The sequence below is a fragment of the Shewanella sp. SP1S2-4 genome, from assembly GCF_031932075.1.
GTDB classification, from domain to species: domain Bacteria; phylum Pseudomonadota; class Gammaproteobacteria; order Enterobacterales; family Shewanellaceae; genus Shewanella; species Shewanella baltica.
The window spans coordinates 38,220-58,850 of the sequence record NZ_JAUOET010000001.1; the positions used below are offsets into that span (position 1 = coordinate 38,220).

The 20,631-nt window shown below is 48.2% G+C and carries 16 protein-coding genes; 4 read left to right on the plus strand and 12 right to left on the minus strand.

The genetic code is table 11. From position 1 onward, the window contains the following. Positions 1 to 92: 92 nt before the first annotated feature. The 3 genes from Q4Q52_RS00170 (at position 93) to Q4Q52_RS00180 (ending at position 4,356) form a co-directional block, all read left to right on the plus strand. The gene (locus Q4Q52_RS00170) at positions 93 to 2,687 is read left to right on the plus strand and encodes an FAD-binding protein (protein ID WP_311989554.1); all 2,595 of its coding nucleotides are present in this window, start codon (positions 93 to 95) and stop codon (positions 2,685 to 2,687) included. A gap of 105 nt (positions 2,688 to 2,792) precedes the next feature. Continuing rightward, positions 2,793 to 3,671 carry an EamA family transporter gene (locus Q4Q52_RS00175; RefSeq protein ID WP_311989555.1) on the plus strand — a complete coding sequence of 293 codons (879 nt, stop codon included), beginning with the start codon at positions 2,793 to 2,795 and terminating at the stop codon, positions 3,669 to 3,671. A 160-nt stretch (positions 3,672 to 3,831) separates the two neighbouring features. Beyond that, a complete protein-coding gene (locus Q4Q52_RS00180; protein WP_012588096.1) occupies positions 3,832 to 4,356 on the plus strand; it encodes a lipocalin family protein in 525 nt (174 codons plus the stop codon). A gap of 158 nt (positions 4,357 to 4,514) precedes the next feature. Here Q4Q52_RS00180 and Q4Q52_RS00185 read toward each other — a convergent pair whose 3' ends face one another. Both Q4Q52_RS00185 and Q4Q52_RS00190 read right to left on the minus strand, forming a co-directional pair. Next, positions 4,515 to 6,107: an ABC-F family ATPase gene (locus Q4Q52_RS00185; protein WP_080514475.1), complete on the minus strand. Its 1,593-nt coding sequence runs from the start codon at positions 6,105 to 6,107 to the stop codon at positions 4,515 to 4,517. Between the two features lie 367 nt (positions 6,108 to 6,474). After that, a complete protein-coding gene (locus tag Q4Q52_RS00190) occupies positions 6,475 to 8,709 on the minus strand; it encodes a heavy metal translocating P-type ATPase (RefSeq protein ID WP_311989556.1) in 2,235 nt (744 codons plus the stop codon). Positions 8,710 to 8,864: 155 nt separating this feature from the next. Between Q4Q52_RS00190 and Q4Q52_RS00195 the strand changes: the two genes are divergently transcribed. After that, positions 8,865 to 9,335 carry a MerR family DNA-binding protein gene (locus tag Q4Q52_RS00195; RefSeq protein ID WP_259511283.1) on the plus strand — a complete coding sequence of 157 codons (471 nt, stop codon included), beginning with the start codon at positions 8,865 to 8,867 and terminating at the stop codon, positions 9,333 to 9,335. Between the two features lie 15 nt (positions 9,336 to 9,350). Here the strand turns inward: Q4Q52_RS00195 and Q4Q52_RS00200 are convergent, their stop codons facing one another. From Q4Q52_RS00200 to Q4Q52_RS00245, 10 genes are all read right to left on the minus strand, one after another. Beyond that, on the minus strand, positions 9,351 to 11,420 hold the full coding sequence (locus Q4Q52_RS00200; protein WP_311989557.1) for a prolyl oligopeptidase family serine peptidase: 2,070 nt from the start codon (positions 11,418 to 11,420) through the stop codon (positions 9,351 to 9,353). A gap of 63 nt (positions 11,421 to 11,483) precedes the next feature. Then, positions 11,484 to 11,726, minus strand: a complete 243-nt coding sequence (locus Q4Q52_RS00205) for a hypothetical protein (protein WP_006081033.1) — start codon at positions 11,724 to 11,726, stop codon at positions 11,484 to 11,486. A gap of 215 nt (positions 11,727 to 11,941) precedes the next feature. Further along, on the minus strand, positions 11,942 to 12,700 hold the full coding sequence (locus Q4Q52_RS00210; protein ID WP_006081032.1) for an SDR family oxidoreductase: 759 nt from the start codon (positions 12,698 to 12,700) through the stop codon (positions 11,942 to 11,944). A 24-nt stretch (positions 12,701 to 12,724) separates the two neighbouring features. Beyond that, positions 12,725 to 13,627 carry a 3-hydroxyisobutyrate dehydrogenase gene (mmsB, locus tag Q4Q52_RS00215; RefSeq protein ID WP_311989558.1) on the minus strand — a complete coding sequence of 301 codons (903 nt, stop codon included), beginning with the start codon at positions 13,625 to 13,627 and terminating at the stop codon, positions 12,725 to 12,727. 176 nt (positions 13,628 to 13,803) lie between these two features. After that, positions 13,804 to 14,955 (minus strand): enoyl-CoA hydratase/isomerase family protein, encoded by a 1,152-nt coding sequence (locus Q4Q52_RS00220; RefSeq protein WP_259565756.1) that lies wholly within the window; start codon positions 14,953 to 14,955, stop codon positions 13,804 to 13,806. After that, on the minus strand, positions 14,955 to 15,728 hold the full coding sequence (locus Q4Q52_RS00225) for an enoyl-CoA hydratase (RefSeq protein ID WP_006081029.1): 774 nt from the start codon (positions 15,726 to 15,728) through the stop codon (positions 14,955 to 14,957). The genes Q4Q52_RS00220 and Q4Q52_RS00225 overlap by 1 nt, the downstream gene beginning before the upstream one ends. Positions 15,729 to 15,787: 59 nt before the next feature. Continuing rightward, positions 15,788 to 16,945, minus strand: coding sequence for an acyl-CoA dehydrogenase family protein (locus Q4Q52_RS00230; RefSeq protein ID WP_006081028.1), 1,158 nt, complete (start codon positions 16,943 to 16,945; stop codon positions 15,788 to 15,790). 114 nt (positions 16,946 to 17,059) lie between these two features. Then, on the minus strand, positions 17,060 to 18,559 hold the full coding sequence (locus tag Q4Q52_RS00235) for a CoA-acylating methylmalonate-semialdehyde dehydrogenase (protein WP_311989559.1): 1,500 nt from the start codon (positions 18,557 to 18,559) through the stop codon (positions 17,060 to 17,062). Between the two features lie 132 nt (positions 18,560 to 18,691). Further along, complete coding sequence (locus Q4Q52_RS00240; RefSeq protein ID WP_311989560.1) at positions 18,692 to 19,882, minus strand: acetyl-CoA C-acyltransferase; 1,191 nt, start codon at positions 19,880 to 19,882, stop codon at positions 18,692 to 18,694. A gap of 184 nt (positions 19,883 to 20,066) precedes the next feature. Continuing rightward, complete coding sequence (locus Q4Q52_RS00245; protein ID WP_227257079.1) at positions 20,067 to 20,543, minus strand: hypothetical protein; 477 nt, start codon at positions 20,541 to 20,543, stop codon at positions 20,067 to 20,069. Positions 20,544 to 20,631 lie beyond the last annotated feature (88 nt).

Below are 20,631 nucleotides of genomic sequence, written 5' to 3' on the forward strand. Positions count from 1 at the left end.
CCCGCGATGGATTAACCACGGGATGAATTACCCCAGTTGCGCTTTAGCGCACTGAGGTAAAACACGCAAAGCACACGAAAGGACGCACGAATATGAATAAGCTTGAGGCATCAAGAAATATACGGGCAGTGATTGAAAAAAGCTTACCCGTGAACACGTCACCCCTTGCCATATTTACTTACCAGTGTTGGGTAAAAACCAGCGCAGGTGGGCGTGTGTTCCATTATAAAACCGATCGAGAAGATACCTATTTCGCGGTGGATATTAATTCACTGGGGCATATTGAATGCGTGATTAATACCACCTTGCTGCGGGTTGAGGCAATTTCAACCTTAGGTGGACTCAACGATGGCCAGTGGCACTTATTGTCTATCTGCCATGAATACCATGAAATAAATTGTTATGTGGATGGTGAAATTACCCATACACAACTCAATAACCTGTCACTGGTTGCTGACAATGAGTTTTTAATTGAAAACGTGTCATTACCCAATCACCGCGACACTCATTTCGATGGTGAAATATTTGGCATCACTTTACTCAATCGATTATTAACCCGAACCGAAATCGTCGACTATTATCGTAATCCGGCGCAACAAAAATCGATTACCGAAAATAACCTTTATATTTATCAGCATCAAGATGTATATAATTTTCGTGATGAAAACGTTATCCCACTTCAAAGACAAAAAGTGCTGCTGGTCATATTTAATGATACTGAATATCAATTCATAAAAACCACCGCGGATAGCAACGCCTATAATCAACAACTGCCTAAGATTATTCCGCCCCACGAACGCCGAGCCTATATTATTGAGTGTGACTATAACACTTGGCCTAATTTTAATTATGTCGTTAATTACGCGGCGAGCAATCAAGCGGATATCACCCTCAATATTGAAGTATTTAAATCGCTGACGGCCTATCGCTCGAACATTAAAGTGACCGTCGCGAATGAACTCGAACGGGATTGTTTGATTATGCAATCGACCGAAGAAGAATTAAGTGCAGAAGTGCGGATCAGTGAAAACTTAGTGATCACTCAAGCCAAAAACTTTGTTAATTTCATCAATGAAGTTCGCGCACACATTCCGGCCGACAATATTATTACCGCTGGCCATTATTATAGTGAACAGCAATTCTCGGTCAGCACGGGTAAGCAAATGATTGCCTACCAACAAGCTTGCCAGCTGTTCAACCGCAGGTTGCAAAAAAAGCCTCTGGCGATCATCAAATGCACTTCCACTGAAGAAGTCAAAATCGCCTATAAAGCGGCTATCGATTATAACTTGCCGATCAGCGTGCGCTCGGGTGGGAATGATCACGAAGGTGAAAGCACTGAGACCAATACCATAGTGTTGGATCTGCTGAAGATGGATAGCCTCACTTTAGATCCCATCACAGGTATTGCGGCCATTGGCCCAGGCAATCGCTTTATCAATCTCACCACTGCCCTTGCAAAAAAAGGCGTGATGATCCCCCATGGCACCAGTGGCAACGTTGCCTTAGCGGGATTTATTATGGGCGGCGGCTCAGGACCTTGGACCCGCAAATACGGCATGTGCTGCGAATCCCTATTACAAGCAGAAATTGTCCTCGGCATTGGTGAAACCCAAGTCGTCTCGGTTGCCAATAAACCAGAGTTACTCTGGGCGCTCAAGGGTGGCGGCGGATTAAGTTACGGCATAGTGACCCGCTTTTTTGTGCAAACCTTTCCACTACCGCCTTGCCTGCTCAAGTTTGAATTAGAGTGGAATTGCTATGATAAACAAACCCAAGAACTCATTGAGCACACCCCAACCAAAGACATTTTACAGCGCTGGGAAGCCATCATTAATGCCGACAGCACAGGCTGTTTGATTGGTACTAATCTCAAGATAAATGCCAAACATTTACCCGCAGAACAACACAAAACGCCTGACATAGACACAGAGTCGATTAAGCATAACTGCTTGATGTATGGCTTTTGGGAAGGCAATTCAGCCAGTCTGAATCACTTTATCCAGACACAATTTAATGAGTTTGACCTAGTGCCCAATGATATACGCATCGAGGGTATGGGCGGACTCACCAAAGCCTACGGTGAAAACTTAATGGCCAATTGGGAAAGGGAATCTTTTCATCATCTGCAAGCGGACTTACAAGGCATAAACCGCTCACCGACGCCACCCGATTTGGATGAGCCCGCGCCCCATAAAGTCACCTCGCGCTTAGTGAATCAAACGGGACTGAGGGACGGTTATAAGCCACTGCTTGAAAGCTTAACTTCTCGCTATGTGCTTGAAGGTAATCGCCAATTGGGGCTATTTACCTATGTCACCCTTTGCGCCATTGCGGGTGATTATTATCGCACTATGGGCGAAGAGCAAAAGAGCCGCAGCGCCTTCCCCTACAAGGACAGACAATACACGATTCAATATCAAACTTGGTGGAATAACGCGCTGCAAGAGAAACAACAATTGCAGGATAGCCAAGTGTTTACTCGCATCAATCGTGCACTCGATTGGATTGATGCCAGCCGAAATTATGACATCCCCAACACCTCGGGCGCCTTTATCAGCTTCAAAGATAAGGCTATCCCCACTGATGTGTACTTCGACCATAATTACGCCGCGTTAAAACGGATTAAGGCGGCCTACAGCCAAGATAGCTTTAACCATTTCCGCTCACGTAAAAGCATTATTTAGTTAATATATCGGCATAGCCTAGGGTGAGTTTTTAAGGCAAAATCGACGCCGTCCACAGGACGGTGTCGCCCCTTAACTCTCTGTTCACTCTGTTGTAGGTTATCTATGCCAAGCTCAGCTTTACCAATCATTTTTGCCCTATTGGCGGCCATTCTTATGGGCACTATCGGTGTATTCGCACGCTTTGCCGCCCTGCCCGCCGAGCACATTACCTTCTACCGCTTACTACTCGGTGCCCTATTTCTATTGGCTTATATGCTGCTCACAGGTAAAGGCCATCAGATTCGCCATAGACTCAGCAAACGCAACTTAGTGAATGGCGCTATGCTCGCGGGTTTTATGGCGTTTTATATTGAAGCCATTCAGTACACCCAAATGGCCAATGTAATCATGATTATTTACTTAGCCCCAGTGGTGTCGGCTATTTTCGCCCATTATTTCTTTGCCGAAAAACTCACCCGCTTAAGCATGGCAAGCGTAGTGGTCGCGCTGATGGGCTTTATGTTAATGATCCCAACAGGGCCGCAGCAAGCGAGCAATCACACTGAATTATTAGGCTATTTTTATGCTTTACTCGCCCTTTTAACCTACTGCGGGTTTATGTTAATCAACCGAAAACCGAGTCTGAGTTCGCCCTACCAGAGCACTTTAGTGCAGCTTTGTGTCGGCGCTTTATGTCTACTGCCCTTAGTGATAAATGCGCCGCTGACGCCAAGTTTGCCGCAAATTGCTTGGTTGGTCGCGATTGGATTCTTCCCCGGATTTTTAGCGATATTACTGGCGGTAAAAGCCCTGCGCCAATTGCCAGCAGTCACCTTTGGCACCCTCGCCTATGTGGAACCGGTTATCGTAGTGACGCTGGCATGGTGGATATTTGGTGAAAGCTTGAGCCCAATGCAATTAAGCGGTGTCGGCTTGATTATTCTGGCCGGCATTAGCCAAGGCTTTATAAGTCAGCGCAAAGTGCAGGTTGCGAGCGAGTAACCCACAAGACTGTCGCCGACACGACTTTAAACAACAGAACTTTAACAAACAGAAGCCAAGTTGCTGAAATAATATGAAGAAAATAGTGTAAGCTCGACAGAGGATTGATTGAACATTTAACTTAAGATGTGCAACTAAGATTTGGGATCAGGAGGTCAAATTGAGAAAGCTACTGTTAGTCATCAGTATATTTTTGCTCAGCGGTTGTTTAGGCATGCCTAAATTGGTTCAACCCGTTAATGATTTTGAGCTGAATAAATACTTAGGTAAATGGTACGAAATTGCGCGCTTAGATCATTCATTCGAAAGAGGGTTAAGCCAAGTTAGCGCAGAATACAGCCTGAAAGACGATGGCGGTGTGATGGTCATTAACCGTGGATTCTCAGCGGCTAAAAACGAATGGAAAGAAGCCGAAGGTAAGGCCTATTTTGTCAATGGGGACTCAGAAGGCTATTTGAAAGTCTCCTTCTTTGGGCCATTTTATGGATCGTATGTGGTCTTCGAATTAGATCATGAAAACTATCAATACGCTTTTATATCGGGACCCGACACGGATTATTTGTGGCTACTGGCTAAAACCCCGACTGTGCCAACCGAGGTACTGCAAAAGTTTGTTGAAATGTCTAAAGCCCGCGGTTTTGATACCGACAGTTTGATTTATGTGCAGCAAGAGTCAGTGCAATAACGAGCGTCGCTAATGCGCTAGAATCAAGTGCATAAAAAACTAATCGCTAGATAATAGACAGATAACAGATACAAAAACGCCGCAATGCATTGCGGCGTTTTTATTGATGCTGAATTTAGATGCATGCATTTACACATGCAGCTAAATAGCGAATAACCTTAGACTTCGATGCCTTTGCTGGCAAGGAACTCATCGTAAGTGCCTCTGAAGTCATTCACACCTGTGTGAGTCACTTCGAGGATACGGTTAGCTAGCGACGATACGAATGCACGGTCATGACTCACGAAAATCAAGGTGCCTTCGTACATTTCCAGCGCGTTGTTCAATGATTCGATCGATTCCATATCCATGTGGTTGGTCGGTTCGTCGAGCACTAAAATGTTAGCTTTTTGCATGATGAGCTTGCCGAATAACATACGACCTTTCTCACCACCAGACAGCACTTTGACTGACTTTTTGATGTCGTCAGAACCAAACAACATACGGCCTAAGATGCCACGTACCGATTGGTCGTCATCTTCTGGTTTGCGCCATTGGCTCATCCACTCGAACAAGGTCATTTCGTTCGCGAAATCAGACTCATGGTCCTGTGCATAGTAACCAATGTTGGCGTTTTCAGACCATTGGATAGTACCTGCATCCTGCGGGATGTCGTGGATCAGGGTACGTAACAGGGTCGTTTTACCGACGCCGTTTTCACCCAATACCGCAATGCGCTCGCCCACTTCAACTATCAGGTTTAAGTCTTCAAATAGCGGCGTATCGTAACCTTTAGTCAGGTTTTCAATCACTAAGGCATTACGGAATAGTTTCTTCTCTTGCTCGAAACGAATGAAGGGGTTCACACGGCTAGAGGCTTTTACTTCGTCTAACTTAATCTTGTCGATTTGACGGGCACGTGATGTGGCTTGTTTCGCCTTAGAAGCGTTAGCCGAGAAGCGTGCTACGAAGGTTTGCAACTCAGAGATCTGGGCTTTTTTCTTCGCATTATCAGACAATAAACGCTCGCGAGCTTGGGTAGCCGCTTGCATGTATTCGTCGTAGTTACCTGGGTAAACGCGCAGTTCGCCGTAGTCTAAGTCAGCCATGTGAGTACAGACTGAGTTTAAGAAATATCTATCATGCGAAATGATAACCATAGTACTGCTACGTTGGTTCAACATGTCTTGTAACCAACGGATAGTGTCGATGTCCAAGTTGTTGGTGGGTTCGTCGAGCAGCAGCACGTCTGGATCAGAGAACAGGGCTTGCGCTAACAGTACACGCAGTTTTAAACCCGGTGCAATTTCAGACATCAAACCAAAATGGCTGTCGATACCGATACCTACACCTAACAGCAATTCACCGGCGCGAGATTCGGCGGTATAACCGTCCATCTCAGCAAAATCCATCTCTAGGTTGGCAACGGTAATGCCGTCTTCTTCACTCATTTCTGGTAAAGAATAAATACGGTCACGCTCTTGCTTTACCTTCCACAGTTCGCGGTGGCCCATGATCACAGTATCGATCAGGTTGAATTCTTCATAACCGAACTGGTTCTGGCTTAGTTTACCCAGACGCTCATTCACATCTAACGAAACGTTACCGCTGCTAGGGTCTAGATCACCACACAGGATCTTCATGAAGGTCGATTTACCACAGCCATTTGCGCCGATAAGACCGTAACGGTTACCACCGCCAAATTTAACTGAGATGTTTTCAAACAGTGGCTTAGCGCCGAACTGCATGGTGATATTTGCTGTTGTGATCAAAATGAACTTCCAAATCGAGTAATGTTGGCCGAGCCAGCTGGCGCCGCTTTAAATAAGCATAAACCAAATAACGCTATGCCGAAGGGGTAAAAATAAACGTGGCACTATAGCAGTTTGGGCTAAATTATCAACTACCAAGGCTGATCAAAAGCCAGAGGGAATGCCGAAATCGCCGCACAATGCCTGCGTGAGAAGCGTAATTAATTTTACCCTATTGGCTTAACTTTCAATGTATTCGAGCAGAATGACAATCTGATGACCCTTAGCGTCGCAAACCTTGCCGACGCTAAAGGCTTATGTAGACATAGCCCTAAACTAACTCAAGATACCCGTTTCAACATTTTGAGTTAGCTTAGGTATCGACAGCTTATAACTTCTGCCGTCTTAAGCGGTTGGCGTTCGTGACGACAGTGAGTGAAGACAAAGCCATGGCGGCGCCCGCGATCACAGGGCTTAATAACATGCCCGTGAGTGGATAAAGCACGCCCGCCGCAACCGGAATGCCTAAGCTGTTATACACAAAGGCGCCGAACAGATTCTGCTTAATATTGGTAATCGTCGCCCGCGACAATGCCAATAAGTTAGCAATCACTATCAACTGCTGCGACAGCAAGGTGATATCCGCACTTTCAATCGCCACCTCAGTGCCCGATCCCATTGCAATCCCCACATCGGCGCTCATCAGAGCAGGCGCATCGTTAATGCCATCCCCTACCATAGCCACCACATGTCCTTGCTTTTGCAAATCCAGCACATGCTGTTGTTTTTGCTCGGGGAGTACACCGGCAATCACTTCAGTGATGCCCACTTGGTCGGCCACCGCCTGCGCCGTTTGTGGGTTATCACCCGTTAACAGCACCACGCGAATACCCCTTTGCAACATGGCCGCGATGGCGTCTTTAGCATCAGGTTTAATCGGATCGGCAAGCGCGATAGTGGCCACTAACTTGCCCGCTTTGGCGACATAAATCGGAGTTTTACCTTGGTTTGCAAAGCTTAATGTCGCTTTTGGATCTAAGGCACTGCCATCGGAATTAACAATATCCAATGCCGTCATTAAGGCGAGATTACCAATCGCCAGCGATACGCCATCGACCTTGCCCTCAATCCCCTTACCTTGATGGTTCGTAAATGCCTGTGTGTCGGGCAATTGCGACAGGGATTGCTTGGCATAACTAACAATCGCCCCCGCTAACGGATGCTCAGAGTGCTGCTCAAGACTCGCAATTTCACCCAGCAAAGTCTCTTTATCGGCATCACTCAGCGTTTGCACTAAATTAAAATCAGTGACTTGCGGCTTGCCTAAGGTGACAGTGCCGGTTTTATCCAGTACCACAAAATCGACTTTACTGGCGGTTTGCAAGGCCTCGCCATTTTTGACTAACACGCCCATTTGGGCGGCGCGGCCAACGGCCACCATGATAGACATAGGTGTCGCAAGCCCCAGCGCACAGGGGCACGCTATGATGAGCACGCTCGTCAGCACCACTAACGCATGGCTTAAGGCGGGTGCTGGCCCCACAAAATACCAAATTGCCGCTGCCAACAGCGCTATCGCCACCACAGTCGGGACAAATACCGCTGAGATTCTGTCTGCCAATCGACCTATGGGTAATTTCGAGGTTTGCGCTTGCTGCACCAGTGCGATGATTTTGGCGAGCTTGGTATCTTCTTGCCCCGCCGTCACTCGGTAAACTAAGCTGCCGTTGCCATTGACTGTGCCAGCACTCACACTGTCGCCGCGATTTTTAAGCACGGGAATGGGTTCACCTGTGAGCATAGCTTCATCTAATAGGGATTGCCCCGTTTCGACCTCACCATCGAGGGCAACTCGGTCACCGGGGCGCAAGCGCAGCTTATCGCCCAGTTTCAACTGACTTATCTCAACCTTTTCATCACCCTTATCCGTGATCCGAATAGCAGTGGTGGATTGCAAGCCAAGTAATCGCTGCACCGCTTCACTGGTTTTGCCGCGCGCTTTAAGCTCGAGTCCGTGACCTAAGTTAATCAAACCTAGAATCATCACACTCGCCTCAAAGTACACATGGCGGGTATCCATAGGGAATACGCTAGGCATAATGACCACCAGCATGGAATAAGCCCATGCCGTACTGGTGCCCAGCACAATCAGCGTATCCATGTTAGTGGTTTTGGCTTTTAGCGCCCGCCACATGCCTTGATAAAAATGTCCGCCCGTGGTGACAAGCAAGGCCAAGGTGACCAGTCCCATAATGCCCCAGCCAAGCTGCATCGCTGGACTGTTGATCATCATCTCGCCGCCCAATAATCCCCACAGCATCATAGGCACGCCCACAACGAGCGCGGCTATAGCTTGGCGCATCCGCAGCCGATACTCAGTGGCATCTTCTAGGCGTTTTTCTTCGGCGGCGACTTTTGCATCCACCACTACCTGCGCCGGATAACCTGCTTTTTCCATCACAGTTAAGGCGGTATCGGCGCTCATCTTGCCTTCTACCGTCACTTGTTTATCGGCGAGATTAACACGCGCTTCGACGCCCGCTTGGGCGGCAAACGCCTTTTCAATTTTCGCGACGCAGCCAGCGCAATTCATATTGGCGACATAGAGTCTGGTCATAGACATGGGAGATCCCTCACTTGATGTTTTACACTATAGGTCTAAGATAAAGTCTCCCATTGCGGGAGAGTCAAGGATGAATTTACTCAATGTGATCACATCGACAATTAATTGCTGGGCGAAATGGGTGATACCATTCAGTTGGAAACATAGAGGTCAAGATGAAGATAGGCGAAGTGGCAAAACAAACGGGCTTGAGCGTTAAGAGTATCCGTTATTACCATGATATTGGCTTAGTGTGCGGCGAGCGCAATGAGGCGGGTTATCGAGTTTATCGCCATCAAGATATTGAAGCACTTAAGTTTGTGCATCAATGTCGCGACTTAGGTTTTAGCCTAGAGGATTGCAAATCCTTGCTTGGCCTTAAGGGCAATGAAAGCCGTAATGCCGAAGACGTCAAACAACTTACCCGTACTCACCTTGCCTATGTCGAAGAGCAAATCAATAAGTTGCAACAGCTTAGGGCGCAATTACAACACATGGTGACCCAATGCCAAGGCGGCGATCAGCCCCACTGCGCCATTATTGATAGCCTAAGCCATGAGGACAACGAGACTGACGAAGACAAATCCCATAAAAATCAAAGCCTGCACGATGCAGGCTCTGAGTGTTGCGGTAAAAACCTGAAGTAATAACGACAAGTTAGATCAATAAGCGCGAGTAGCGCGGGGATGACCTTTCAAGACGGGCGGCTTTAACGCCGCAGCATTATCCAGCACCAATGTTGCCAGCTTACCCGCAGGGGTGAAGTTAAACACTTGCCCATAAAATGCGAGTTCGGTCTCTAATCCTGCGGCCCTGTGTTCTGGCTTCCAACCGCCGTGTGGCTCATCTTGATAGGCAATATAAGCTGTTGGCACACCTCTGACTTTTAACGCCTCATAAATTTGTCGCGACTGCTGTGGCGGCACAATTTGATCCCGCAAGCCTTGAAAAATTAACAAGGGCTCATTCAAGCCTTCAAGATGATACAGCGGCGACAACTCCCTATAGCGGGCTTGATTGTTCGCATAGGGACCAATGAGCTGATCTAAATACCCAGTCTCAAACTTATGGGTACTCTTGGCCAGCTGTTCAAAATCACTGATCCCCGCGTAACTGACACCCGCTTGAAACACATCATAAAAAGCCAAGGACGACATCACAGTTAACCCACCTGCGCTTACGCCTCGAATCGCCAGCTTTTGTCCATCAACCCAACCTTTATCGACTAAATAACGGGCCGCATTGACCGCATCTTCCACATCAGCTTGGCCCCATTTTCCGTAAATACTCTGACGATAGGCGCGGCCAAAACCACTGCTACCGCGAAAATTAACATCGAGTACCGCAAAGCCACGGCTGGTCCAAAATTGAATGTCACTGCGATAAGCCAGACTCGCCCGCGCCGTTGGGCCGCCGTGCAACATTACTATCAGCGGCGGGCGGGTATCATGGGGCGCTGTATAGTTGGGGTTAACCGGCCCATAAAAATAACCGTAGGCTTGCTGGTTAACGCCGGTTTTAAAGGTAATATTTTTTGCCCGAGAAATATAATTGGGATCAAGCTTTGGCAAGTTAGGCGTATACACCAACTCAGTGCCACGGCCGATGACTTTATAAATACCCTTCTCTGGCGTTGCCTTAGCGCCAACAAAATAGACGGCATCTTCGCCCCTGATCACTTGAGTGATTTCGCCGAAATCGACGGCTAAGGACTCGGTTAAACCCGAATCCAAATGCAACCGAATTAACGCCGCCTGGCTGCCAAGCATATAGCTGGCAATGATGGTTTTTTCGGATTCGAAGGCGTAGTTGTGATTGCCTAAATACCAATCGGCCACGGCAAACTCGGCTTTTTTGTTCAGCACTGGGGCTAAGGTATTTTGTGCCGTGACTCGATAGATATTCCACCAGTTACTGATATCCGACACGACATACAATTGTCCATCAGGGCTGAATAATGGCTGTGTCACCGAAGAATCCGTAGGCGTGTTGACCTTACGAATATTGTGCAGTTGCCCTTTGCGGTCGAGATCGCCAAGCCAGAGAATACTGTTATCCCATGGCATATAGGGATGTTCCCACGTGATCCATGCCAGTTGGCTGTTGTCGGGCGAGATAGCGGGCGAAGAAATAAAGTCATGCCCCGAGACAAAAGTATCGCCTTCACCAGCAAAGTTAAGATTGATTGTTACTAGACTCGCCTTGGGCTCACCGGGCTGGCGATGATCCTCGCGCACACAGATAATCCGCGACCCTTTAGGATAAGCGATACAGTCGGCATGACGGGTGCCATTAGGCGTTAACGGCAGTGGAGGTTGATTAGGGGCGAAACGATAAAACAGTTGATCCTGTGCCTTAGTGGCAAACAAACTCTGGCCTATCCCTAAAAAGGCGGCGCCGCCGTATTCATGGACGGCGGATTTAACATTAAAGCTTGGCGGCACGACGTCGGCGATATTGCCCTTTTTATCGAGACGCTTAATCCCTACTTGGCCTTGCTTATCACCATCAGATTCAGAGAAATAAATCGCCCCATCTACGCTTTGTAACTCGGCGACATTATCGGCCTGTTCAAAAACATCGTTCGCGGATAAGGGAGACAGCCAACTGCCATAGGGCGCAACAATACGCTCACCATTATCACTAAGATGCGGTGTTTCTTTGTTCGAGCGCTCGCAAGCCCCCAAACAAAACAAACTCCCTAGCACCCATAAATATCCATGTAACTTCATTGTTTCTCCCCAATGTTTGCCAACTGCACAAACCGAAACAAAATAGGAACTTGCAGAAATTGGTTATTTTTTAAATTTTTTTAAGAACCAATTTACCACTTGCACTTGCTGTACTTGCGTTAAGCCAAAATAAATACACACCCAAGGTGAGATAAGGAAAAACCACGGGATCACGGCCACAGAGCGACCACTGAAGAGCAGAAAAAAGAACCCGCAATAGATCACAATCAACCCTAGGACACCCACGATTAACATCATGCGTTTAGTGATTTTCTCAAGCCAGAGGGCTTTATCCTGCCAAGACATCCGGATGTTAAGCTCCGTTACATGCGACAAGCATGTATGTAAAGTTATGTAAAAAAACTGGAGGGCGATTGTTGAAGGTTAACAACTAAATGTCAACTCCAACAGTGAAATCTAAATAAATCCAAAGACTGAGTTCAAAATGCCATTATGTTTCTTTACGCAATAAAAAACCGAGCCTCAGCTCGGTTTTTATGAATATCAATAAGATATCGTCATTACAGACGAATACCACCATCGATTTCGAACACGCGACCATTTACATAGTCGTTCTCAATAATAAAGCGTACGGTGGAAGCTATCTCGTCGGCATGACCAAGGCGTCCTACTGGCACTAGCTTCTCTAAACGCTCCAGCGCCTCAGGTTTCATTGCCGCTGTCATCTCAGTAGCGATAACGCCCGGTGCAACCGCTGCGCTACGGATATTGTAACGCGCTAATTCCTTCGCCCAGCCAACAGACATGGCCGCAACGCCCGCTTTGGAGGCGGCATAGTTCGACTGACCCATGTTGCCCGCTTTCGCTAGGCTAGAGATATTGACAATCACGCCCGCTTGACCGGATTCAATCATGGCCGCTGCCGCTTCACGACCGCAGAGGAAGCTGCCCGTCAAGTTCACATTGATCACAGATTGGAATTGCTCATAAGACATACGGTCGGTGACTTTGCCGTCTTTGGCTTTGACTAACAGGCCATCACGCAGAATGCCGGCGTTGTTCACTAACACGTTCACTTGGCCAAAATCTTCGAGAATATAGGCAAAACCTGCCACGACGTCTTCTTCGTCGGTAATGTCTAAGGCATAACCTTGGACTTCAGTGTCCGATCCAAGCTCAGCACAGGCTCGCTCGAGTTTTTCTTGGTCCACGTCGATAAGCGCTATCTTAGCACCCGCCTGCGCAAAATTTTGCGCCATTGCCAGACCTAAGCCACCCGCGCCGCCAGTAATGACGACAACCTTATCTTTTAAATCCATCTGGTTATCCCTTGTTAACTATGTCTATTTTTTAAGTTGTGCAAATTGTTCAAAAATGCTGGAAAAATCTCGGCGGCCGTTGCCTTGTCTTGCATGATTCACATACAAGCTGCGGGCTAAAGCGCCCATTGGCGTGCTGGAGTTGCTCAATAATGCGGCTTCTTGGGACAGACCGAGATCTTTAACCATCAAATCTACCATAAAGCCGCCCTGATAGCCCTTAGAAGAAGGTACAGTCTCCATCACACCTGGGCATGGATTGTACTTCTCTAATGTCCAGTTACCACCACTGCTGACCTTCATAATGTCGGACAAGACTTTGGGATCGAGACCATGGTCAATGCCCATTTGCAACGCCTCAGAAGTGCCGACCATCAACACAGATAACAGCATGTTATTGCAGATTTTAGCGACTTGTCCCGCACCTGGGCCACCGGCGTGGAATATGTTCACCCCCATAGCTTTCAGCACTGGCTGACCACGCTCAAAAGCGGTATCTGAACCACCACAAATAAAGGTTAAAGTGCCCGCCGCCGCGCCTGCTGTGCCGCCAGAAACCGGTGCATCCATAAACTCGATGCCGCTTTTAGCCGCTTCGGCCGCCACCAATTGCGCGCTTTGCGCATCTATGGTCGAGCAATCGATCAGTAAAGTATCACCCGCAACCACTTCGAGGAGTCCTTTGTCTGTTCCATTGCCTAAATATAGACTTTTCACATGCTTGCCAGCAGGCAGCATAGTGATCACCACATTGGCACCCGCCGCCGCGCCGCAAGCCGTGCTAGAAACAAAGGCCCCTTGGTCGGCAAGGCTTTGCATGGCTTCTGGAACTAAATCAAATACACGAACCGTCATGCCCGCTTTTAATAAATTGGCCGCCATTGGGCCGCCCATATTGCCTAAACCGATAAATGCTACTGTACTCATGCTGTCACTCCTGTGTGCTGTTCTCTTTTTAGTGTAGTGATAATGCTAGTCCGTTGATTATGCTGTCGTTATCACAGAGTAAAGCGAGCTTGGCTGAGCCTATACACTCAGCACTATTCAAGTCTGCGCTAATCAAGTCAACGCTTAGCCAACTCTATGCATAATCAACTCAACGCTTAGCTCAGTTGGCTAAAGGGATGCGACTCGCCCCAAGGGGAAGTCAATATTTGCTCAAGTACAGCGGTAGGCACTGAGTTCACATCCTTAAAGCGCCACTGGGGTTGTCTGTCTTTATCAATCAAGAGTGCGCGAACCCCTTCACAGAAATCACCATGGGCACACACGTTAACGCTGGCGGTTAATTCCCATTTAAAACATTCAGCTAAGCTTAACTTAGTACCAAGTTGTGATTGGATATTAACCAGATGCCAGCTGATAGGACTGCCCGCAAGGAAGGTGTCACGCGCCTTCATTAACCAAGCATCCTCCGAGGCTAACGTCGACATACGGGTGACAATATCCTCTAAGCTCCCCGCCATCAGTCGGTCGATACTATCTTGGCTGTCCGCCAATACACTTTCGCCCTTAGGGATATCTACTTGATTAGATAACTCGTTGATCATGCTATCTAAGCGTTGATGATTAAGCGCTGGTGTATCGCTCCAATCTAAGGTGGCCATGGCATCGAACATCAGTTCTTTGTCGTCACGGTTCAGGTAATGATCCGCAAGGCCCACATAACAGGCATCGGCGGCATTGAGTTGATAGGCCGTGAGCCCTAAAAACAGTCCCATTTTGCCCTGCATACGATTAAGGAAATAACTGCCGCCCACATCGGGGTACAGGCCAATCGTCACTTCAGGCATAGCAATGCGCGAGGTTTCAGTGACGACTCTGTGGCTCGCGCCCGCCATCAAACCGAGCCCGCCGCCCATCACAATCCCGTCGCCCCACACCAACACAGGTTTGCCATAGGTATGCAGTAGATAATCGAGGCGATATTCCTCTTCGAAGAAAACCTTTGCCTCCTCAGTCACTTGTCCTTTAGCGGCAATGGATGCATGGTATAAAGCGCGCACATCACCACCCGCACAAAAAGCCTTCTCACCGCTGCCATCTAACACGATACAAGCGACAAGCGAGTCTTTCTTCCATAGATTGAGCTGCGCCGTCATAGCGCGCACCATGTCTAAATCTAAGGCGTTGAGGGCTTTTTCCACATTGAGTGTCACCACCCCAATCAACTTACCGGACGCGGTGGCTAAGGTTTGAAAAACCACGTTTTGCGTGGTCGTGGCCTGATTTACGTTATCTACTACATTAGTCATTAGCGGTTCTTCCAATCAGCTTTACGTTTGCCCAAAAACGCATTCACGCCTTCGGCCTGATCTTCGGTATCAAATAACCCGACAAATAATTCACGCTCAATCGGCAGCGCTTGGCTACGCGCCATAGTGCGGCCCGCTTGAATGAGTGTCTTGCACGCTGTGACGCTGCTTGGGCTTTGGTTAGCGACTTTTACGGCCAACGCAATTGCCGCATTGAGCGCTTCGCCCGTTTCGACCACTTCTTCAACTAAACGCAGATTCAAAGCTTGAGTCGCATCGACGCGCTCGCCGCATAAAATCATCCGCTTAGCCCAGCCTTCACCAACTAATGCGGTCAGATTCTGAGTGCCACCTGCGCAAGGTAATAAACCTACGGTCGCTTCAGGCAATGCCATCACAGCTTGGATTTCGGCGATGCGAATATCACAGGCCAGTGCGACTTCTAAGCCGCCGCCCATGGCATAACCGTTAATCGCGGCAATCGATACACCGCGAAATTGACTTAGGGTTTCAAAGGCTTCACCGAAGTGCTTTGCCATCGTCGCCGCATTGCCTTTGTCGCCGTCGCTAAACAGCTTTAAATCGGCACCGGCGGAGAAAAACTTTTGCCCTTGGCCCGTTAACACTAAGGCGTAAATTTCTTTATTCGCGTTCAGCTCAAGCACTTTGGCTTTGAGCGCCTGCAAACTCTCGGCGGTCCAAGTATTTGCCGGTGGATTATTCATCGTCAGAATGGCCGTATGGCCTTCGATACGTTCTACTAAATATTCCATCTGTATAGACTCCTTTTATGTTATCGCCAACCGATAAGTCACACTTCTTGCGAATAGACTTAGAGGATTTGTCCTGCATTTTCATCGAGTAAACGACGGGCGATAATTAAGCGCATGATTTCGTTGGTGCCTTCTAAAATCTGGTGCACACGCACATCACGGAAATGACGTTCCAGCGGGTACTCCCTTATATAACCATATCCGCCATGAATTTGCAGCGCCGCATCACAGACTTGAAAGCCCACATCGGTGGCAAAACGTTTTGCCATGGCGCAATAGGCGGTGGCTTCAGGATCGCTGCTGTCGAGTTTAAAGGCCGCAAGGCGCACCATTTGGCGGGCTGCGACTAACTCAGTCGCCATATCGGCGAGCTTAAATTGCAATGCTTGGAACGCCGCTAACGGTTTACCAAATTGCTGACGCTCATTCATATACTGAGTTGCACGCTCCAGCGCCGCTTGAGCCGTACCGACTGAACAGGTCGCGATATTGATACGACCGCCGTCTAAGCCTTTCATCGCGAAAGCAAAACCTTGGCCTTCTTCACCGAGCAAATTCGCTACTGGCACGCGCACGTTTTCAAAGGTAATTTGACGGGTCGGCTGGGCATTCCAGCCCATTTTGTCTTCGGCCTTACCGTAGATAACACCAGCGGCATCCGCCGGAATGGCAATGGCAGAAATCCCCTTAGGCCCAGCTTGACCCGTGCGGCACATCACCACTAATAGCTCAGTGGCGCCTGCACCTGAGATAAACATCTTTGAGCCTGAAATCACATACTCATCACCGTCGCGCACCGCTTTGGTTTGCAAAGATGCGGCGTCTGAACCCGCGCCCGGCTCAGTTAAGCAATAGGACGCTAACATTTGCCCTGTGGTTAACGGCTCAGACCAAGTCTGACGCAGGGTTTCAGTGCCCCAAGTTGTCACCATCCAAGTGGCCATATTGTGAATCGTCAGCATGGCCGTGGTCGCTGTGCAGCCCTTGGCGAGCTCTTCAAAAATAATCGATGCATCGAGGCGCGATAAGCCCATGCCGCCTTCTGATTCTGGCGAATACAGAGAGCAAAAACCCAGCTCACCGGCTTTTTGGATCACGTCTTTGGGGAAATGGTGTTCTTCATCCCACTTGGCGGCAAACGGGGTTAACTCTTCCGCGGCAAACTGGCGCGCAAGATCGGCAAACTGGCGTTGGTCATCGTTGAAATTAAAATCCATTGGGCTCTCCTATGACTCTGTGGTCACTTTTTTATTTTATAAATTGGGCGCCGTAAAGACGCCGTGGTTTATCGATTAATCACCGAGCTTCATCACTGAGCTTTGCGTACTAGCTTAGCGTAGATTAATGCTCATGTTTGGCGTAGACGCCACGGCGATATCGGACTCGAACCAGCGTGAAGTGATGGTTTTAGTCTCGGTATAGAAACGTACCGCTTGCTTACCGTAGGCATGTTGATCACCATAGAAACTGCCCTTCCAACCAGTAAATGAGAAGAAAGGCAATGGCACAGGAATAGGTACGTTAATTCCCACTTGGCCGACTTCTATTTCGTGTTGATATTTACGAGCAGCCGCACCGCTGGCAGTAAAGATAGAAGTACCGTTGCCATAAGGGCTGGCATTGACTAATTCGATGGCCGCTTCTAAGGAGTCCGACTCCATGCAGCACAGTACAGGGCCGAAGATTTCTTCCTTATAGATGCTCATGTCGGTAGTGACTTTATTGAACATGGTTGGGCCAATCCAGTTGCCTGACTCATAACCTGCCACAGTAAAGTCGCTGCCATCGAGCAAACACTCGGCGCCTTCATCAATCCCCTGCTTGATAAGCTTGAGCACGCGAGCCTTGGCTGCAGGGCTTATGACAGGGCCGTAACCGGCTTCTTTATCGTCCCATAAACCTGGGCGAACCTTGGCTAAGGCTTCTTTTAATTCAGGGATCCACTCTTTCGCGGTGCCAACAAACACGGCAACCGAAATCGCCATACAGCGCTGACCCGCCGCGCCCACAGAAGCACCAACTAAGTTATTGATCACTTGCTGTTTGTTCGCATCAGGCATGATAACGCAGTGATTTTTCGCGCCCGCAAAGGCTTGTACGCGTTTTAAATTATCGGTACCGGTTTTATAAATATACTGGCCCACAGCCACAGAACCGACGAAGGAAATGGCTTTAATCGCAGGGTCTGCCAGCAGAATATCCACGGCAGTTTTGTCGCCATGCACTAATTGCAATACGCCCTTAGGTGCACCCGCTTCAACAAACAGTTCAACAAGGCGCTGCGGCGTCATAGGATCTTGTTCTGAAGGCTTTAAAATGAAGGTGTTACCGCAGGCAATCGCCAGTGGGAACATCCATAACGGGATCATCGCAGGGAAGTTAAATGGCGTAATACCGGCACACACACCCAGTGGTTGGGTGTAGCTGTAAGTATCAATTGAACGCGCGACGTTCTCAACGGTTTCGCCCATCAATAATGACGCTACGTTACAAGCGTGTTCAGCGACTTCGATACCGCGCCATACATCGCCCTTGGCATCTTCAAAGGTTTTACCGGTTTCCTTTGCAAGAATGGTCGCAAGTTCGTCGTGATGTTCTTTTAGCAGATGTTGATAACGCAACATGACGCGCGCACGTTCAGAAACTGGCACTTCTTTCCACGTTTTGAAGGCGGCTTTGGCGCTAGCAATGGCAGCGTGAACTTCTTCGCTCGTAGCAGCATTAATCACTGCAATCGGCGAGTTATTCGCGGGATTGGTGACAATAATCTGCGATGTGCCAGTACCTTGGGTAAACTCACCGTCAATGTAATGCTTTACTTGTGTGGTCATGTTGCAATCCTTTCCTTGTAGAGTGATTGGCTGGCGGTGCGATATTATGATTATCCTCAAGGGAAGTGATTGCCCTTGCCAGCCCCGTCTTGTTGATTTAACTAAAACCTGATTTTACTAAAACCTTTGCGATTAAACCTCGATGGCCATCGCCGTCGCTTCACCACCGCCGATACACAGCGAGGCAACACCGCGCTTAAGACCGCGGGCTTTTAAAGCATGAATTAAGGTCACCAGCAAACGTGAACCCGAGCAACCAATAGGATGGCCTAAGGCACAGGCGCCGCCATTAACGTTTACCTTAGCGATATCTAAACCTAGCTCAGACACAGCAAGCATAGTCACCATAGCGAAGGCTTCGTTGATTTCGAATAAATCCACCTCATCCGTTGACCAACCGACATTGGCCAGCAATTTCGCCATAGCGCCAACCGGTGCAGTGGTGAACAATGAAGGCTCTTGGGCGTGGGTTGCATGGCCTTTAATAGTCGCTAACACGGCTAAGCCTAAACGGTCAGCTTCGCCGCGTGAGGTCAGCATTAATGCTGCTGCGCCATCGGAAATAGAGCTAGAGTTTGCCGCTGTGATAGTGCCATCTTTGGTAAAGGCTGGGCGCAGCGTAGGAATTTTTTCAGGGCGGGCATTACCGGGTTGCTCGTCGGTATCGATAGTCACATCACCGCGACGATCACTGACAGTAACGGGCGTGATTTCGGCTTTAAAGGCACCCGAGTTAATCGCGGCATTGGCTTTTTCGAGCGAGCTTAGGGCAAAAGCGTCCATCTGCTCGCGGGTGATACCAAATTCATCGGCTGTTTTCTGGGCGAACGTCCCCATAGCACCGCCCGTGTAGGCATCTTCAAGGCCATCTAAAAACATATGGTCTAACACTTTGCCATGGCCCATGCGCATGCCGCCGCGGGCTTTATCGAGTAAATACGGCGCTTGGCTCATGCTTTCCATGCCGCCTGCGATCACCACTTTTGCACTGCCCGCTTTAATCAAATCGTGGGCTAACATGACCGTCTTCATGCCTGAACCACAGACTTTGTTCACTGTGGTCGCACCAACGGATAAGGGTAATCCCGCACCCAAAGTTGCCTGACGTGCAGGCGCTTGGCCTAAGCCTGCGGGTAATACGCAGCCCATCAAGACTTCATCGACATGCTCACCCGCCAATTGCGTTTCCGCTAACAAGCCTTTAATGGCCGTCGCGGCTAACATGGGTGATGCTACGGATGATAAGTTGCCTTGAAACCCACCCATTGGGGTGCGTTTAGCGGCAACGATAACGATATCTTGATTTATCTGTTCAGTACTCATGAAGGCTCCAACCTAAATTGACCACGAAGCCTAGTACCAGCCTCGGGACGTTTAATAAAATCGACAATAAAACCACTCTGACGTTTACGCGAACGTAAAGCAAGTATTCCTTGGTCTAATGTGCAGATTTTATCAGGGGAAAATGTCAGTAAGGATTTACAGCCAAGCTGGGAATTGGGAGGTGTTAAACACTACCAGCAGAATATGAATGTATTACTGCAGATAGTCGAAAATCAATCTGTTCAATAGTAAATACTGCGTCCTCTAGCTCGTTAACCTGAACCATATTAAATGGCACAGCTTGTACATACCAACCATCTTGGATACTCACAAACCTACGGAATGTAAACCCTTCTTTTGGAACGACGATATTGATGCCATCAACAATATTGAATAGGGTGTTATTTTTATCGGCAAAGCATTTAACCTCATGAGTTTCTTGTGCGCCTTCAATAAATACACGATCGAATCGTCCTGCGGCACCAGCTCCATAACGGGACAAGTTAATTCTTTCCTTACCCACATTGAAGTGTGATTCAACGATAAGTTCCCAATTGACTTCTAGCCAATCATCCTTTAAATCATTTTGAAAATCAGTATCTTCAAAATCAGGAAATACAATATCCCAACTAGCAATTAAAAATTTTTGATATCTAAGCATTAGACATCCAATGACATTCTCGTTGCTCATGATGATTACTTCCGATTAATCTGATATTGATATTGATATTGATATTGATATTGATATT

Bases quoted from the DNA above. Each gene is read 5' to 3' on its own strand.
- Q4Q52_RS00170 (WP_311989554.1), top strand. From the start codon at position 93: ATGAATAAGCTTGAGGCATCAAGAAATATACGGGCAGTGATTGAAAAA.
- Q4Q52_RS00175 (WP_311989555.1), top strand. From the start codon at position 2,793: ATGCCAAGCTCAGCTTTACCAATCATTTTTGCCCTATTGGCGGCCATT.
- Q4Q52_RS00190 (WP_311989556.1), bottom strand. From the start codon at position 8,709: ATGTCTATGACCAGACTCTATGTCGCCAATATGAATTGCGCTGGCTGC.
- Q4Q52_RS00195 (WP_259511283.1), top strand. From the start codon at position 8,865: ATGAAGATAGGCGAAGTGGCAAAACAAACGGGCTTGAGCGTTAAGAGT.
- Q4Q52_RS00200 (WP_311989557.1), bottom strand. From the start codon at position 11,420: ATGAAGTTACATGGATATTTATGGGTGCTAGGGAGTTTGTTTTGTTTG.
- Q4Q52_RS00205 (WP_006081033.1), bottom strand. From the start codon at position 11,726: ATGTCTTGGCAGGATAAAGCCCTCTGGCTTGAGAAAATCACTAAACGC.
- Q4Q52_RS00210 (WP_006081032.1), bottom strand. From the start codon at position 12,700: ATGGATTTAAAAGATAAGGTTGTCGTCATTACTGGCGGCGCGGGTGGC.
- mmsB (WP_311989558.1), bottom strand. From the start codon at position 13,627: ATGAGTACAGTAGCATTTATCGGTTTAGGCAATATGGGCGGCCCAATG.
- Q4Q52_RS00220 (WP_259565756.1), bottom strand. From the start codon at position 14,955: ATGACTAATGTAGTAGATAACGTAAATCAGGCCACGACCACGCAAAAC.
- Q4Q52_RS00225 (WP_006081029.1), bottom strand. From the start codon at position 15,728: ATGGAATATTTAGTAGAACGTATCGAAGGCCATACGGCCATTCTGACG.
- Q4Q52_RS00230 (WP_006081028.1), bottom strand. From the start codon at position 16,945: ATGGATTTTAATTTCAACGATGACCAACGCCAGTTTGCCGATCTTGCG.
- Q4Q52_RS00235 (WP_311989559.1), bottom strand. From the start codon at position 18,559: ATGACCACACAAGTAAAGCATTACATTGACGGTGAGTTTACCCAAGGT.
- Q4Q52_RS00240 (WP_311989560.1), bottom strand. From the start codon at position 19,882: ATGAGTACTGAACAGATAAATCAAGATATCGTTATCGTTGCCGCTAAA.
- Q4Q52_RS00245 (WP_227257079.1), bottom strand. From the start codon at position 20,543: ATGCTTAGATATCAAAAATTTTTAATTGCTAGTTGGGATATTGTATTT.